14 protein-coding genes are annotated in these 15392 nt (G+C 64.8%); 11 read left to right on the forward strand and 3 right to left on the reverse strand.

Annotated features, from left to right (window positions below; genetic code table 11):
- The first annotated feature begins 82 nt into the window (after positions 1–82).
- The 10 genes from purM (at position 83) to EV669_RS06030 (ending at position 9479) form a co-directional block, all read left to right on the forward strand.
- The gene (gene purM / locus EV669_RS05985) at positions 83–1120 is read left to right on the forward strand and encodes a phosphoribosylformylglycinamidine cyclo-ligase (RefSeq protein ID WP_054284764.1); all 1038 of its coding nucleotides are present in this window, start codon (positions 83–85) and stop codon (positions 1118–1120) included.
- A gap of 90 nt (positions 1121–1210) precedes the next feature.
- Positions 1211–1846 carry a phosphoribosylglycinamide formyltransferase gene (gene purN / locus EV669_RS05990; protein ID WP_055433145.1) on the forward strand — a complete coding sequence of 212 codons (636 nt, stop codon included), beginning with the start codon at positions 1211–1213 and terminating at the stop codon, positions 1844–1846.
- 24 nt (positions 1847–1870) lie between these two features.
- Positions 1871–2980 (forward strand): DUF3108 domain-containing protein, encoded by a 1110-nt coding sequence (locus EV669_RS05995; protein WP_132098154.1) that lies wholly within the window; start codon positions 1871–1873, stop codon positions 2978–2980.
- Between the two features lie 26 nt (positions 2981–3006).
- The gene (locus tag EV669_RS06000; protein ID WP_207913803.1) at positions 3007–4266 is read left to right on the forward strand and encodes an RsmB/NOP family class I SAM-dependent RNA methyltransferase; all 1260 of its coding nucleotides are present in this window, start codon (positions 3007–3009) and stop codon (positions 4264–4266) included.
- Between the two features lie 35 nt (positions 4267–4301).
- On the forward strand, positions 4302–5654 hold the full coding sequence (locus EV669_RS06005; protein ID WP_055433147.1) for a chloride channel protein: 1353 nt from the start codon (positions 4302–4304) through the stop codon (positions 5652–5654).
- Between the two features lie 86 nt (positions 5655–5740).
- Positions 5741–6064 carry a Grx4 family monothiol glutaredoxin gene (gene grxD, locus EV669_RS06010; protein WP_054284567.1) on the forward strand — a complete coding sequence of 108 codons (324 nt, stop codon included), beginning with the start codon at positions 5741–5743 and terminating at the stop codon, positions 6062–6064.
- 97 nt (positions 6065–6161) lie between these two features.
- The gene (locus EV669_RS06015) at positions 6162–6971 is read left to right on the forward strand and encodes an EAL domain-containing protein (RefSeq protein WP_132098156.1); all 810 of its coding nucleotides are present in this window, start codon (positions 6162–6164) and stop codon (positions 6969–6971) included.
- 146 nt (positions 6972–7117) lie between these two features.
- Entirely contained in the window at positions 7118–7750 is a 633-nt protein-coding gene (upp, locus tag EV669_RS06020) for a uracil phosphoribosyltransferase (RefSeq protein WP_132098157.1), read from the forward strand.
- Between the two features lie 133 nt (positions 7751–7883).
- Entirely contained in the window at positions 7884–9128 is a 1245-nt protein-coding gene (locus EV669_RS06025) for a uracil-xanthine permease family protein (RefSeq protein WP_054284564.1), read from the forward strand.
- A gap of 165 nt (positions 9129–9293) precedes the next feature.
- On the forward strand, positions 9294–9479 hold the full coding sequence (locus EV669_RS06030) for a hypothetical protein (protein ID WP_055433149.1): 186 nt from the start codon (positions 9294–9296) through the stop codon (positions 9477–9479).
- A 287-nt stretch (positions 9480–9766) separates the two neighbouring features.
- On the opposite strand, the gene EV669_RS06035 is transcribed toward EV669_RS06030, so the two are convergent.
- A complete protein-coding gene (locus EV669_RS06035) occupies positions 9767–12601 on the reverse strand; it encodes an FAD-binding and (Fe-S)-binding domain-containing protein (RefSeq protein ID WP_132098158.1) in 2835 nt (944 codons plus the stop codon).
- A gap of 126 nt (positions 12602–12727) precedes the next feature.
- Here EV669_RS06035 and EV669_RS06040 point away from each other — a divergent pair, with 126 nt between their 5' ends.
- Positions 12728–13279: a hydrolase gene (locus EV669_RS06040; RefSeq protein WP_054284762.1), complete on the forward strand. Its 552-nt coding sequence runs from the start codon at positions 12728–12730 to the stop codon at positions 13277–13279.
- A 284-nt stretch (positions 13280–13563) separates the two neighbouring features.
- On the opposite strand, the gene EV669_RS06045 is transcribed toward EV669_RS06040, so the two are convergent.
- Both EV669_RS06045 and EV669_RS06050 read right to left on the reverse strand, forming a co-directional pair.
- Positions 13564–14631, reverse strand: coding sequence for a bifunctional transcriptional activator/DNA repair enzyme AdaA (locus tag EV669_RS06045; RefSeq protein ID WP_054284562.1), 1068 nt, complete (start codon positions 14629–14631; stop codon positions 13564–13566).
- Positions 14618–15376, reverse strand: a complete 759-nt coding sequence (locus EV669_RS06050; RefSeq protein ID WP_318271341.1) for an isocitrate lyase/PEP mutase family protein — start codon at positions 15374–15376, stop codon at positions 14618–14620. Before EV669_RS06050 ends, EV669_RS06045 begins: the two co-directional genes overlap by 14 nt.
- Between the last annotated feature and the right edge of the window lie 16 nt (positions 15377–15392).

The raw sequence follows: 15392 nt of genomic DNA on the forward strand, positions 1-15392 counted from the left end.
CCCGATGCGACCTCGGGCCACCCACAAGGCCGGCCATGGCGCCGCCCGCGCAGGCCGGAAACCAGCAGAAAGCGAGTCGAACTTGAACACCCCGTCCCTCAGTTACCGTGATGCCGGCGTCGACATCGATGCGGGCGACGCGCTCGTCGAAAACATCAAGCCGTTCGCCAAGCGCACCATGCGCCCGGAAGTTCTCGGCGGCCTCGGCGGTTTCGGCGCACTGGTGGAAATCTCCAAGAAATACAAAGAGCCGGTGCTCGTCTCGGGCACCGACGGTGTGGGCACCAAACTCAAGCTCGCCTTCGACTGGAACCGTCATGACACCGTAGGCATCGACCTGGTGGCCATGAGCGTGAACGACATCCTGGTACAGGGCGCCGAACCGCTGTTCTTTCTGGACTACTTTGCGTGCGGCAAGCTGGACGTTCCGCAGGCCACCCAGGTCATCAAGGGCATTGCCGAAGGCTGTGAGCAGGCCGGCTGTGCGCTGATCGGTGGCGAAACCGCCGAGATGCCTGGCATGTACCCGGTGGGCGAGTACGACCTGGCTGGCTTTGCCGTTGGCGTTGTCGAGAAAAGCAAGGTTATCACCGGCCGCGAGATCCGCCCCGGGGACGTCGTGCTGGGCCTGCGGTCCAACGGCGTGCACTCCAATGGTTACAGCCTGGTACGCAAGATCATCGAACGCGCCCAGCCGGACTTGGATGCGCCCTTCGATGGTGGCAAGACGTTGCGCGAGGCCATCATCGCCCCCACCCGCATCTACGTGAAGCCGCTGTTGGCGCTGATGGAGAAGCTGAACGTCAAGGGCATGGCGCACATCACCGGTGGCGGCATCACCGAGAACACCCCGCGCGTGCTGCCCGAAGACACCGTGGCCCAGATTGACGCCGCCAGCTGGGAGATGCCTCCGCTGTTCCAGTGGCTGCAGACCCAAGGCAACGTTGAGGCGCAGGAGATGTACCGCACCTTCAACTGCGGCATCGGCATGGTGGTGATCGTGGCGCCAGAGGACGCCGAAGCCGCGATGGCGCTGCTGACCGGAGAAGGGGAAACGGTTTACCGCATCGGACAGGTACGTGCCCGCGAAGGTGGCGAGCACCAGACGCAGGTCGGCTGACTCCCGCCCATCCCGCTTCCTGCGCCGCCGGCCGCTGCTGGCGGCGCTTGCTTTTGGCCCTTCAGGGCCGTATCCATCCTTGGCATCGCCATGAAAAACATCGTCATCCTGATTTCTGGCCGCGGCTCCAACATGCAGGCCATCGTGGAGGCCACCCCACCCGGCGCGCGGATTGCTGCAGTGATTTCGAACCGGCCGGACGCCGCCGGGCTGGCCTGGGCCGCCGCACGGGGCATTGCCACCGTGGCGCTGGACCACAAGGCCTATCCATCGCGCGAAGCCTTCGACGCGGCGTTGGCCGAAGCCGTGGACGGCTTCACGCCCGACTTGGTGGTACTGGCCGGCTTCATGCGCATTCTTACCGCCGGTTTCACGCGCCGCTACGAGGGCCGCATGCTCAACATTCATCCCTCGTTGCTGCCGGCCTTCACCGGATTGCACACCCATGCGCGCGCCATCGAAGCCGGCTGCAAGGTCGCCGGCTGTACCGTCCATTTCGTCACCGCCGAGCTGGACCACGGCCCGATCGTGGCTCAAGGTGTGGTGCCGGTCCACGATGCTGACACGCCGGACACCCTGGCGGCACGCGTGTTGCAGGTGGAGCATCAGCTGTATCCGGCTGCGGTGCGTTGGTTCGTGGAGGGCTCGCTCGTCATCGAAGACGGACGGGTCCGCCACCGCGGCGTGGCGGCATTGCCCGCAGCACTGGTCGTACCGACCGTCTAACCTGAAAACAGAAAGGAGTCGTCCATGCCTGCCCCCCGTACCCTGGCTGCTGCCCTGCTGGTCTCGGTGCTCGTGCACCTGGCCCTGCTGGGTGTGGGCTGGACGCGGGACAGCCATGCCGACGACGGCATCGGGGTACTGCGTCCGATTGTGGCACGGCTGATGCCGCAGGCCACCGAGCCGGAGCCGCCACCGCCGAGCATCGGCCCGTCGATCCAGACACCGGCCGGCCTGCCGGATGCACGCCCTGCGGACGCGCCCCCCGCCCGGTTGATGGGCCCCGCCCCTGCCAACCGCCCCGGCGAAAGCAGTGCCCCCGCGGCCGAAGCCGCTCCAGCGGACGCTTCGGCCAACCCTGCCCCTGAGGAAGCCACTACTGTCGCTGGCACGCCGGGCCAAGACCTGCAGCCCGTGGGAGAAACCCAGAAGCTGGCAGCGGCAGCCACGACACCAGCGCCGCCGGCTGCCCCAAAAGGCGGAGCGGAAGCGGCCGCCGGCGAGGTGGAGGCGCCGGCACGCTTTCCCAAACGCGCCACGCTCTACTATCAGGTGTTTTACAATGGCATGCGTGCCGGCACCGGGCGCGTCGAGTGGGAGAACACCGGCAACCGCTACCGGCTGGAAACCCGTTTGACGCCGGTGATCGGCCCCAATCTGCGCTACGTATCCGAAGGCAGCGTGACCAAGGCCGGGCTGCGACCGGACAGCTACACCGCCTGGCGCAACAGCGACCAGCGCGAGCACGCACGCTTCGACTGGAGCGCGCAGAAGCTGGAGTATGGCGACCGCGAAAGCCGTGAAGCCCCGCTGGCGGCGGGCGCTCAAGACATCCTGAGCGTGGCTTGGCAGCTGGCGTTGCGTGGGCTCGAAAGCGATGGTGTGCCGCTGCAGCTGACCACTGGCAAGAAGGTCTACCAATACCCGTTGACGCAGGCGGGACAGAACACCCTCAAGGCGCCGCGTGGCCCGATCCGCGCCATCGTGGTCCAGGCGCGCGGCAACGACGAGGAAACGGAATTCTGGCTGGCGCCCGAACTTTCCAACCTGCCGGTACGCATCCTGCGTACCGATAATGACAAAAAGCTGGAACAGCGGATCGACCGCATCGAAATCGATGGCAAGTCCATCTGGTAACCGGCATTTCAACCTGTGACTCAATGATCAATTCTGCACAATTCGCACATGTCGAGGCTGTCATCGGCCAGATGATCCGTTTCGACCGGCCCGCCGACGCCGTACTGTCGGCGTATTTCCGCGAACACAACAAGCTCGGCAGTGGTGATCGCCATCTGATCGCCGAAACTGCCTTTGCCGTGCTGCGCCGTCTGGAGTCGCTTCGTGCCCTGGTAGCGCCGCAGAAACCCAGCGCCCGGCGTCTGGCACTGGTGGCGCTGGTGCGCCTGCGGGGCGCCAACCTGCGCGAGCTGACGGCCATTACCAACGAGACCGAGCGCACCTGGCTGGGCGAGATCAAGGGTCGGACGCTGCCCGATACGCTGGAAGTGGCCGCAGAACTGCCGACCTGGGTCATCGAAAGGTTGGCCGAAACCGATCCGCAGGCGGTACTGGCCCTAGGGCGCGGCCTGATGGAACCGGCCCCGCTCGACCTGCGTGTCAACACGCTGAAGATGAAGCGCGACGAAGCCCTGCTTATCCTCAACCGCGAGGGCTTCATTGCCGAGGCCACGCCCTACTCTCCCTGGGGCATCCGCCTGCAGGGCAAGCCCGCTCTCAACCGGCACCGGCTGTTCACGGAAGGCGTGGTGGAAGTGCAAGACGAGGGCAGCCAGCTGCTCGGGCTGCTCACCGGCGCCCGCCGGGGCGAGATGGTGGTGGACTTCTGCGCCGGTGCTGGCGGCAAGACGCTCCTCCTGGGGGCGCAGATGCACTCCAGCGGTCGGCTATACGCCTTCGACGTGTCCGAGAAGCGTCTGGCCAACTTCAAGCCGCGCCTTGCACGCTCCGGCCTTTCCAACGTGCATCCGCAGCTGATCGCCCACGAGAACGACACCCGCATCAAGCGGCTGGCGGGCAAGGTGGACCGCGTGCTGGTGGACGCACCGTGCTCAGGGCTGGGCACTCTGCGCCGCAACCCCGACCTCAAGTACCGCCAGAGCCCGGAGAGCGTAGCCGAACTCAACACCAAGCAGGCCAGCATCCTCGCCGCGGCAGCCCGTCTGGTGAAGACCGGCGGACGCCTCGTCTATGCCACCTGCAGCCTGCTACCCCAGGAAAACGAGTCCATCGTGGAAGCCTTCCTGGCTGCGCACCCGGACTTTGCCATTGTGCCGGCCAACGAAGTGCTCGCCGAACAGAAAGTCGGGCTCGACACTGGGGCTATGCTGCAGCTCAAGCCCCATCTGCACAATACCGACGGATTCTTTGCCACCGTTCTGGTCAAACAGCCTGACACAAACTAAACTGCAAATATTAGACCATCCAAATATTTGCTATCGTGCCCACTGGACGCTCCAAGACGCGGCGGCGGCTCCGCCGTCAGTTCCGCTACCTGTACTGGTCCCTGACGGTCTGGCGCCGCTGGGGCCCGGTATGGGCGTCCGCCGTGCTCATCGGACTGGTGGCCTGCCTTTTTGCCGGCGGCAGCCGGCTGTCGCACGAGCTGTTTTTCGAGATCTATGACCACTCGCGCTACTGGCCGCTGCTGATTACCCCCTTTGGGCTCGGTCTGTCGGTCTGGCTGATGCACCGCTACTTCCCGGGTGCCGCAGGCGGGGGCATCCCGCAGGCCATCGTCACGCTGGAGCCCGCCGGCAGCGTACTGCGCGACCGCTTTCTGAGCCTGCGTGCCGCCTTGGGCAAGATGCTGCTCACGCTGCTTGGCATCTCCTCGGGCGCCACCTTCGGTTATGAAGGGCCGATTGTGCAGGTGGGGGCCGCGCTCAAGTATTCCCTAAGCCGGCGCACTTACCGCAACGAAGGCCAAGCCCGCAGTCTCATCCTCGCCGGAGGCGCGGCGGGCGTGGCCGCCGCCTTCAATACCCCGCTGGCAGGTATCGTGTTCGCCATCGAAGAGATGGGCCGCACCTTCGACCAGCGAGCCAGCCGCACCATCCTCTTCTCGGTGATCCTCGCCGGTCTGACCGCCATTGCCGTCATGGGCAACGACACCTACTTCGGTCGGGCTTCGGCCGCCGAGCTCGAGCTGGGCGCCAGCTGGATTGCAGTTCCGCTGTGCGCGGTGCTCGGTGGCGTACTGGGCGGGCTGACCGCGACAGTGATGCTACGCCTGAGCGAACGTCTGCCCGGCCCGCTGCACGCCTGCCGGCTGCGCTTTCCGGTGCTGTTCGCGGCGGCCTGCGGGCTGGTGATCGCCCTCATCGGCATCGCCAGTGGCGGCACCACCTTTGGCACCGGCTATTTCCGTGCCAGCGACATTCTCGCCGGCCATCCGGAAGGGCTCGAAAACTATGGCCTGCTCAAGCTGGTGACAATGCTGCTCAGCTTCATCAGTGGCGCGCCGGGCGGCAGCTTCGCGCCGTCGCTGGCCGTGGGGGCGGGCCTTGGACTGAACATGGCCGAGCTGCTGCCCTTCCTGCCGGCCACGCCGGTCATCCTGCTGGGGATGGTGGCCTTCTTCGCCGGCATGACCCGCGCGCCGCTCACCGGCTTCGTGATCGTGATGGAAATGACCGACTCCTCCACCATGATCATTCCGCTGATGGCCACCGCCCTGATCGCTGCCAACCTGTCGCGCTTTCTCACGCGCCGTCCACTGTACGAAGGCCAGGCACGCCTCATCCTGCACCCGGCTGCGGCGAAGCCAACCGCGGCACCGGGCGCAAATTGACCACCGCACGGGCAGACGCGTAAAATACCCCATGTATTTACTCGGGTATTGCGGCATCTGCCCGGCCCGCCAACCAGGAAACTGCCATGGATATCCAGAACACCATCAAGCAAACCGTCACCGAGAACCCGGTCGTGCTGTTCATGAAGGGCTCGGCCCAGTTCCCGCAGTGCGGCTTCTCCGGCCGCGCCGTCCAGATCCTCAAGGCCTGTGGTGTAGACAAATTCGTCACCGTAGACGTACTGGCCGATCCGGAGATCCGTCAGGGCATCAAGGACTATTCCAGCTGGCCCACCATTCCTCAACTCTACGTCAACGGCGAATTCGTCGGTGGCTCGGACATCATGTACGAAATGTACCAGTCCGGTGAGCTGCAAACGCTGCTCAAGCCCGCCGGCAGCGACGCCTGACACCACACCCGCCGCAAGGCGGGTTTTCTTTTTCGGCCAACCCCTTCCTGCAGCGCAAGCGGCTGACATAGAATCTGGGCTGATTCTGCCACCGCTCATGCCTATGTCCGTCTTCCCGCCCACCTCCACCGCTAAGAGCGCGATGCCGCTCGACGAAATCTGGCAAGCCCTCGTCAACGACCAGCTGGTGCCCTTCTTTCAGCCGATCGTAAACCTGGCGGACCGCAAGGTACTGGGAGCAGAAGCCCTGGCCCGCTGGCATCATCCTGCCTTGGGCGTGCTCTCGCCGGTCACCTTCGTCCCGGTCATGGAAGAGCGCGGCATGATGCGTGAGCTGACCGAGCTGATCCTGGAAAAGTCGCTATACGCCTGCCGCGACTGGCTGGACAGCGGTTACGACCTGTTCGTTTCGATCAACCTTTCCGGCCTGTCGCTGGCCGACCAGCAGCTGCCCGCCTACATTGCCCAGAAGGCGCGCATCGCCGGCTTGCCGCCGGCCAACCTGATGGTGGAGCTGTCCGAGAACACCTTGCGCCAGCACTGGGACACCGCCGCCCCGCAACTGATGGCCCTGCGTGCCCAGGGGTTCGGCGTGGCGGTGGATGACTTCGGGGTAGGCTTCGGGTTGGAGCAGAAGATCGACAACCGCTGCTTCAGCGCGTTGAAAATGGACCGGGCCTTCGTACACGGAGCGGCCAGCAACAGCCACCTGCTCTCCATCCTGAGCGAGAGCGTGGCGTTGGGCGAGAAGCACGGGCTGACCACGGTGGCCATCGGCGTGGAGGATGCGGCGGACCTGGCGGTGCTGACGGAGATTCGCTGCACCGCCGTGCAGGGCTATATCTGCAGCCCACCCTTGCCGGCCCAAGGGTTAATCCCGTGGATTTCTGCATGGGAAAACGGCTAGAATACGCGCCCATACCGCGTGAACGAACGGCAAGGCCGTCCGTAACCCAGCCGGCAGCCCGTCTGCCGGTTTCGTTTATCCAGAATAAAAGCCGTTTTTGCGGACGTTACCGGCGCGAAAACGGCTTTCTCACAGGTAGGGAAACCATGAACATTACGGTTGTGCGCCACCCGCTGGTGCAGCACAAGCTCGGGCTGCTGCGCGAAGGCGACATCAGCACCATGAAATTCCGCCAGCTCACCCAAGAACTGGCCCGCCTCCTCGCCTACGAGGCCACCCGCGACTTCGAACTGGAAAAAACCACCATCCAGGGCTGGTGCGGCGAGATCGAGGTCGAACAGATCAAAGGCAAGAAGGTTACCGTCGTGCCCATCCTGCGCGCTGGCCTCGGCATGCTCGACGGCGTGCTCGATCTCGTGCCTTCGGCCAAGATCAGCGTCGTCGGCCTGTACCGCAACGAGGAGACGCTGGAGCCTGTGCCCTACTTCGACAAGTTCGTGGACAGTCTCGACGAGCGCATCGCCCTCATCATCGATCCGATGCTGGCAACCGGCGGCTCCATGGTGGCCACCATCGACCTGCTCAAGCGCAAAGGCTGCCGACAGATCAAGGCCGTGGTCATGGTTGCGGCCCCCGAAGGCGTAAAGATCGTCAACGAGGCCCATCCGGACGTGCAGATCTATGCCGCCTCGCTCGACAGCCATCTGAACGAGCAGGGCTACATCATTCCCGGCCTCGGTGACGCCGGGGACAAGATCTTCGGCACCAAACACAGCTGAGGACAGCGATCACAGCGAAAACGCCGCTTTTTCCTTCCGGGATCAGCGGCGTTTTTTTGAGAACGGGCGCCGCAGCGCCGCCAGAGCGAGCGCCCGCAACCGATTCCCAACCTTTCCACGAGGACCAACCGACATGTTCCAATCCGTCAAGCAGGCGGTTTCCGGGGCCCAGATCCTGTTCGTCGCCTTTGGCGCGCTGGTGCTGGTGCCCCTGCTGACCGGCCTCAACCCTGCCATGGCCCTGCTGGGCGCCGGTATCGGCACCCTGCTCTTCCAAGTATGCACCGGACGCCAGGTCCCCATCTTCCTGGGCTCCTCCTTCGCTTTCATCGGCCCGATCATTTACTCGATGCACACCTGGGGGCAGGCCGCCACCATGTTCGGCCTGTTCTGCGCCGGCTTCATGTACTTCGTGTTCGCAGCCATCGTGCGCTGGCGTGGCATGGCGCTCGTAAACCACCTGCTACCCCCGGTGGTGATCGGCCCTGTGATCATGATCATCGGCCTTTCCGTCGCCACTGCAGCCTCCGGCATGGCCATGGGCCTGGCGGGGGGCAAGCAGGTCATTCCCTACGAGACCTCGCTCATTCTCGCCGCCGTATCGCTGGCCACCACCATTGTGGTCTCCATCTTCGCTCGGGGCATGTTCCGTCTGGTGCCGATCCTGGCCGGCGTAACGGTGGGCTACATCGTGGCTGCCTTCATGGGCGTGGTGGACTTCGCCAAACTGGTCGATGCGCCCTGGTTCGCCGTCCCGGCGTTCCACACTCCGGAAGTGAACTGGGCCGCTGCGCTGTTCATGCTGCCAGTGGCCATCGCCCCCTCCATCGAGCACATTGGCGGCGTCATGGCCATCGGTGGCGTCACCGGAAAGGACTACACCAAGAGCCCAGGCCTGCACCGCACACTGGCGGGCGACGGCCTCGGGGTATGCGTGGCCGGCCTGATCGGCGGTCCGCCGGTCACCACCTATGCCGAGGTAACCGGTGCGGTGATGATCACACGCAACTTCAACCCGGTCACGATGACCTGGGCTGCGGTGTTCGCCATCTGCATGGCTTTCTTCGGCAAGTTCAACGCTTTGCTGCAATCGATCCCGATGCCGGTAATGGGCGGCATCATGGTGCTGCTGTTCGGCACCATCGCATCGATCGGCCTCAAGACACTGATCGAAGCCAAGGTGGACCTGATGGAGCCGCGCAATCTGGTCATCATCTCGGTGGTGCTCACCGCCGGTATCGGTGGCCTGACGCTGAAGCTGGGCGGGCTCGAACTTGCGGGGGTGGGGCTGTGCTCCATCCTGGCCATCGTGCTCAACCTGATCCTGCCCAAGCGCTCGGCCACCCACGACGGCATCCTGGAAGGCCAGGACGTCTGAGGCCTCCGTACTGTCTGGGAAAACCGGAGCCTGGCTCCGGTTTTTTATTGAAAATCAGTTGGTTAAAAACTCTACATGTCGCATAGACACACGCAGGCGTCCGTAAGCTGAACGACACCATGACAGACGGCAGGAATAATGTATGCAATTTTCTGGAGTCCCATCATGCAAACGATCGTTGCTGCCGTCCTGCTGTACTTCCTGGTCTTGCCGATGGTAGGTGGGGCTCTGGCATTCCTCTTGGGAGGCCTGCGTGCCCGCTTCTCTCAGGCCGGAAAAGCCTACGATGGCTACCACCCTCTGAATCCGTTCTATCGCCTGTCGCCGTATCACTTCGGACGGTCGGCCTAAGGCTCTACTCTTTCCTTTCTGACGTTGTGTTGTTGCACATGGTTATGCCCCGGTTCGCCGGGGCATTTTTTTGTGCTTGTGCCCCCCTTCAGCAGCTTGAGCCACCCACGCCAAGCCCAGACAGGCACCCAAGCCTTCCTTTTACCAGCCGTCGCCGTTTGCTGCCCAAAAGGCCTGAACAGGTGCAACCCCAAGGCTGGCCTGAAGCCGCCAAGACAACGATCCGGCGGCTGTCGCAGCTCTGGAGCCCCAGCGGCCCCTATTGCTTAGCGCAGAACCGAGAGCGCCTAGCTGCGTGGACGGGTGGCCGCATCCACCAGCACCATCAGATGCTGATAACTCAGACCGGAGTGCTCGCTCAGACCGATCTCGCAGGTGGCGCTGGTGGAATACCCACCGCTGCAGCCGGAGACCTGCTCGCGCAGCCCCGACAGGGCCGAGGCGTTGAGCTCGGGGTGGGTGAACCCCTTGTCACCGGCAAAACCGCAACAGGTGATGCCAGACGGGATGGTGACCTGACGGGCACAGCGGCGGGCCAGCGCATGGAAGTGCGCATCCAGCCCCCGCTTGCGCAGCGAGCACACCGCGTGCAGCGCCACGTGCTCCTCCACCGGTTCAAAGATGAGGTCGGAGGCAGCCACCGTTTCCACGAAGGTGGTGACATCCTGGATCTGCAAGCGAGGATCCCGCAGCCCGTCCAGAAGGGCGGCAGTACAGACGCCGTTGTCGACGATGACTGGCCAGCGCCCGTTCTCGCTAGCTTCGAGCAGCGCGGTCAGCACTTCGGCCTCTTTGCTGCGGGCAGCCTCGGCAGCGCCCTTGGACGAAAAAGGCGTGCCACAGCAAAGGTTGGCCAACCCTTGGGGGTAGAGGATGGCGTAACCGGCCTTGCCCAGCACCGAAGCCACCACCTCGTTGAGCGGACGCGCTGCTTCGACACCCCGTGCCGGGGCCAGGGTGCGTGTCAGGCAGGAAGGGAAATACACCACCTTGCGTGGACTGCCCACCCGGCCCGGCTGCAGGCTCAAGCGGCTGGCCGCTCGCGGAAAGGCGGGCGACCAGTGGGGGACACGGCGACCGGCAAGACTGCGCAGGCCGCGCATCATCGCACGCGTGGTCTGCGGCCCGGCCATGGTCTGGAAAGTGTCGAGCACCTTAAGCCCGGTCCGTGCAGCGGACGTGGCGCTGGCATAGTGCGAGGCCAGCCAGCCAGCAGCGCGCTTACCCGGCGCAGAGAGCGCCTCTTCCCGCAACAGGCGGGTGAGGCTGCCGGTATTGATGCCCACAGGACAGGCCGTCTCGCACAGGCCGCAGGTGGTGCAGGTCTCGTCCCCGGCATAGGCGTACAACCGTTCGAGTTCGGCCAGACGCCCGGGCGCTTGGCCACTGGTGCGCAGTGCGGCCATCTCTCGGTTGGCCACGATGCGCTGGCGCGGGGTCAGCGTCAGCCCACGGCTGGGGCACATCACCTCGCAGAAACCACACTCGATGCACTTGTCGATCAGGGGGTTGGCCGAAGGCATCGGCTTGAGCGCCTTCAGGTGCAGCAAGGCGTCGCGCGTCAGGATCACATCCGGGTTGAGGATGCCCTGGGGGTCGAACAGGGTCTTGATGTCCTGCATCAGCCGGTAGGCATCCGGCCCCCACTCCATCTCCACGAACGGGGCCATGTTGCGACCGGTACCGTGCTCCGCCTTGACGGCACCCTCGTACTCTACCGCCACCAGCCGACAGACGGCATCAATGAACGCTTCGTAGCGCGCCACTTCCTCGGGGCCGCTGAAATCCGGGGTGAAGACAAAGTGCAGGTTGCCTTCGAGCGCGTGGCCAAAAATGATCGCTTCGTGATAGCCGAAGGTCTGGAACAGGGCCTGTAGCTTGAGCGTACCTTCGGCGAGATGGGCGATCGGGAAAGCCACGTCTTCGATGATAACGGTGGTCTCGGCGGCGCGCATCGCGCCCACGCTGGGGAACATGCCCTTGCGGATGTTCCACAGTCGGGTGTACTCGGCCGGCACGTCGGTGAAGCGAACGGGTTCCAGCGTCTCGAACGGGGCGAGCAGCGCCGTGACGGCCGCAACGTTGGCCGAAAGGGATGTCGGGTCTTCAGCGCGGGTTTCGATCAGGATGGCAGCGGCCTCAGGCGGCAAGGTGCGCAGCGTGGCCGGGACCCCAGCCTTGTCCTCCACCGAACGCAGGCTGGCGCGATCGAGCAGTTCGGCGGCCGCCACACGGTCTTTGTGCAGCGCCAGCACCTGGATGGCATCGCAGGCGGCCTTGATGGTGGGGTAAAGCACCAATGCGCTGGCCTTGTGGGCATGCTCCGGCACGGTGTGATAGACGACCTCGGAGACAAAGGCCAGCGTGCCCTCGCTGCCCACGATCAGATGCGCCAGAATATCGATGGGGTCCTCAAAGTCCACCAGAGCGTTCAGGCTGTAGCCGGTGGTGTTCTTCATGCGGTACTTGCGCCGGATGCGGTCGGCCAGCAAGCGGTCGGCCAGTACACGGTGACGCAACGCCGACAGCGCTGACAAGAGGCCCGCATGGCTCTGCCGGAAGGCGGCCACACTCTGCGGCAGCCCGGTGTCCAGCAATGTGCCGTCCGCCAGCAGCACCCGCACCGAAGCCAGCGTCTGGTAGCTGTTCTGCGCGGTACCGCAGCACATTCCGCTGGAGTTGTTGTTGACGATGCCGCCGATCATGGCAGAGTTGATGGTGGCCGGGTCCGGCCCGATCTTGCGACCATAGGCTGCCAGCGCGGCATTGGCTTGAGCGCCGATCACGCCCGGCTGCAGACGGATGCGTGCGCCGTCATCAAGCACCTCCAGTGCCTTCCAGCCATGGCTGGCCACCACCAGGATGGAGTCGCTCACGGCCTGACCGGACAGCGAGGTGCCAGCGGCCCGGAAGGTGACGGGCAGATCGAGCGCGGCAGCCTCCGCCAGGATGGCCCGCACCTCGGCCTCGCTGCCTGCCTTGATGACCACCTTGGGCACCAGGCGGTAGCATGAGGCGTCGGTGCCGTAGGCCAGCGTGGACAAGGGGTCGGTATAGATGCGGCCGGCGTCGATGGCGCGAGCGATGCGGTCGACAAAGGTACGGTAGGAACCAGACAACATGAAATCCATCCTCAGGCGCCCCGAGGCGCAGGTCGGTTAGCGTGATCGGCCGAGTGTGCCACAAGTCGGCGCCCGGCCCAGCAAGGGTTTGCCCTAGCGGGGCCGATGGATGGCAAGGAGAACGTGATGCTGATGGACCGTGAACAGGCCACCTTGCTGGTGGTGGATATCCAGGAAAAGCTGCTGCCGGCGGTGGAGGATGCGGCCGGCCTGATGGCCCGAACCCGCTGGCTGCTGGGAGTGGCGCAGGCGACCGGGCTACCGGTGGTATTTTCCGAGCAGTATCCGCAGGGTCTGGGGCCGACCATGGCGGTGCTGCTGGAGGCGGCCCCTCATGCCACGGTGGTGGAGAAAAAACACTTTTCCTGCTTGGCGGCCGACTGTCTGCCGGAGATGCTGCTGGAGCGCGATCAGGTAATCGTCTGTGGCATGGAGGCCCATGTGTGCGTGCTGCAGACCGTGCTGGAACTGCTGGCTGTGGGCAAGGCAGTCTTCGTGGTCGAGGATGCCATCAGCAGTCGCCGCGGCAGTGACCGCTTGGCCGCCATCGCACGGATGCGGGCTGCGGGCGCCGTGATTGTCACCCGCGAGATGGTGCTCTTCGAGATGCTGCGCACTGCCGGTACGCCACAGTTCAAGCTGCTGTCACAGCAGTTCCTGCTCGGCGAACAACCTTGAAAAAGCCACAAAAGCGAACAGGTTGGCCGAAAGCACTTCGGCCAACCTGATTCGACGGATGGCGGCTGAGCCGCTCTCTTTGTCTCCCTTGCAGACCGGCGCGGATGGGGACGACCCCTTTCGCCCGTAGACGCGAAGCTATAAAAGCAAAACCCGTGCCAAGGCGCGGAAGAGCCTGCTGAAGCGGATGGGCTGGCCGCACCGCCCTACTTGGCAAGCACGGCAGCGATCAGAATGCACCAAACCGGTGCGCGTTTGCACCACGTCCTGTCCACGCAAAGCCACTAGCCGCTGGCAGCCGACACCAGTGCATGTGCCCGCTCGTGCGCCAGCAGCCACGCCTTGCGTGCCAGCCCGCCCCCATAGCCAGTAAGTGCCCCATTGCTGCCCACGATGCGATGGCAGGGCACGATGACCGCTACCCGATTAGCCCCGTTGGCCCGGGCCACGGCCCGTACCGCCTGCGGCCGCCCAAGCACCTCGGCCTGCTGGCTGTAGCTGGCCGTCTGACCGTAGGGCACCGCCAGCAGCGCCTGCCAGGCCGCTCGCTCGAAGTCGCTGCCAGGCGTGTCCAAGGCCACACTGAACTGCCGCCGTACGCCCGCGAAATACTCGCCCATCTCCTGCTCCGCCTGACGGGTATGAACATTTTCGCCGGCCAGGATACGCGCACCCAGCAGGCGCTGCAGGTCTCCCAGCTCGGTCTCCAGCATGCGCCGGTCCACGAACTCCAGCAGGCAGACGCCGCGCTCGCTGGCGCAGACGAACATCGGCCCCAACGGTGTAGTGAAGCGATGCATGAGGATCGGCTGGGGCTGTTCGCTTGGAGCACTGCCCGTGGCCTTCTTGCAGGCATAGCCGAAGCCGCTGAGCGAACCGTAGCCGCTGTCGAAGGCCGCCTCGGTGGCACTACGCCCATGCCTGAGGGCCTGCAGGGCGGTGTTGATGCGCACCATGCGCTGGAAGGCCTGGAAGGTCATGCCGTAGTGACGCACGAACCAGCGCCGCACCCCCTCGGGGCTGAGTCCCGCCTGCCGCAGCTGCGCGTCGCTCAGGCGGCCCTCCGGCTGACGGCGCAGCCAGTCCAGGGCCTGGCGTACCGGCTCTGGCGCGCCCTGTGCGTTTTCGGTGGGTCGGCAGATCTTGCATGGACGGAACCCCGCCGCCAGCGCCGACCTGAAGTCGGTGTAGAACTCCACATTCTCGCGCTTGGGCTTGCGTGCCCGGCAGGTAGCGATGCAGAACACCCCGGTGGTGCGCACACCAACAAAGAAGATGCCGGCATATTCCGGGGCCCGCTCCAGCAGCGCCCGGTAATAGCGATCCGCCAGTCGCGCTTCAGTCACCAGCATGCCGGAATACCCCCTCGAACGACTGCTGCTGTCGGATCCCACGCAAGAGCTCGAAGAGAGGCTGCTGCAGGGCGGTGAGTACGGAGTTGCCCATACTGATGCGCTTCACTCCCAACTGCGCCAGCCGGCCAAACGCTGGCAGCTGCGGCATGCACATCACGTTGAGCGGCAGGGGGACGGCCTCTGCGATGGCGGCGATCTCTGCCTCGTCTGTCACGCCCGGCACGAACAGGCCATCGGCCCCATGCTGCGCATACCGAAGCCCGCGTTGGATGGCATGGAGGCAGGCAGCAGGCATGGCCAACACATAGGGGTCGGTCCGCACGTTCAGGAACAGCCGGACCCCCGCAACCTTCAGCGCGGCACGGATCGCCCGCAGCCGCTGTGCAAAGCTTTCGGTTTCCATCAACGTGCGCTGCCCGTTGTGCACTACGCTGTCCTCAAGGTTGACACCAACCACCCCCAGCGCCGCTAGCCTGCTCAGCCAGGCCGCCACCGCCTCGGGCGATCCGCCATAGCCGGCCTCGATATCCACCGTCAGCGGCAAATGTGTGACCGCCCGCAGCCGAGCCACCCAATGCAGCAGCGTGTCCGGGTCCAGCCCTTCACCGTCTTCGCAGCCCAGCATGGCGGACATGGCAGCACTGGAGGTGGCCAGCGCCGTATACCCTGTCTCAGTGGCGGCCCTCGCACTGACGGCATCCCAGACATTAGCCAGCAATAGCGGTTGCGGCTGCCTGTGCATCGCGAAAAAGTCCATC

It is taken from the genome of Gulbenkiania mobilis, assembly GCA_004346645.1.
Taxonomy (GTDB): Bacteria; Pseudomonadota; Gammaproteobacteria; order Burkholderiales; family Chromobacteriaceae; genus Gulbenkiania; species Gulbenkiania mobilis.

Excerpts from the sequence above, each read along its gene's own strand:
- purN (WP_055433145.1), top strand. The coding sequence starts at position 1,211 with ATGAAAAACATCGTCATCCTGATTTCTGGCCGCGGCTCCAACATGCAG.
- EV669_RS05995 (WP_132098154.1), top strand. The coding sequence starts at position 1,871 with ATGCCTGCCCCCCGTACCCTGGCTGCTGCCCTGCTGGTCTCGGTGCTC.
- grxD (WP_054284567.1), top strand. The coding sequence starts at position 5,741 with ATGGATATCCAGAACACCATCAAGCAAACCGTCACCGAGAACCCGGTC.
- EV669_RS06015 (WP_132098156.1), top strand. The coding sequence starts at position 6,162 with ATGCCTATGTCCGTCTTCCCGCCCACCTCCACCGCTAAGAGCGCGATG.
- upp (WP_132098157.1), top strand. The coding sequence starts at position 7,118 with ATGAACATTACGGTTGTGCGCCACCCGCTGGTGCAGCACAAGCTCGGG.
- EV669_RS06025 (WP_054284564.1), top strand. The coding sequence starts at position 7,884 with ATGTTCCAATCCGTCAAGCAGGCGGTTTCCGGGGCCCAGATCCTGTTC.
- EV669_RS06030 (WP_055433149.1), top strand. The coding sequence starts at position 9,294 with ATGCAAACGATCGTTGCTGCCGTCCTGCTGTACTTCCTGGTCTTGCCG.
- EV669_RS06035 (WP_132098158.1), bottom strand. The coding sequence starts at position 12,601 with ATGTTGTCTGGTTCCTACCGTACCTTTGTCGACCGCATCGCTCGCGCC.
- EV669_RS06040 (WP_054284762.1), top strand. The coding sequence starts at position 12,728 with ATGCTGATGGACCGTGAACAGGCCACCTTGCTGGTGGTGGATATCCAG.
- EV669_RS06045 (WP_054284562.1), bottom strand. The coding sequence starts at position 14,631 with ATGCTGGTGACTGAAGCGCGACTGGCGGATCGCTATTACCGGGCGCTG.
- EV669_RS06050 (WP_318271341.1), bottom strand. The coding sequence starts at position 15,376 with ATGCACAGGCAGCCGCAACCGCTATTGCTGGCTAATGTCTGGGATGCC.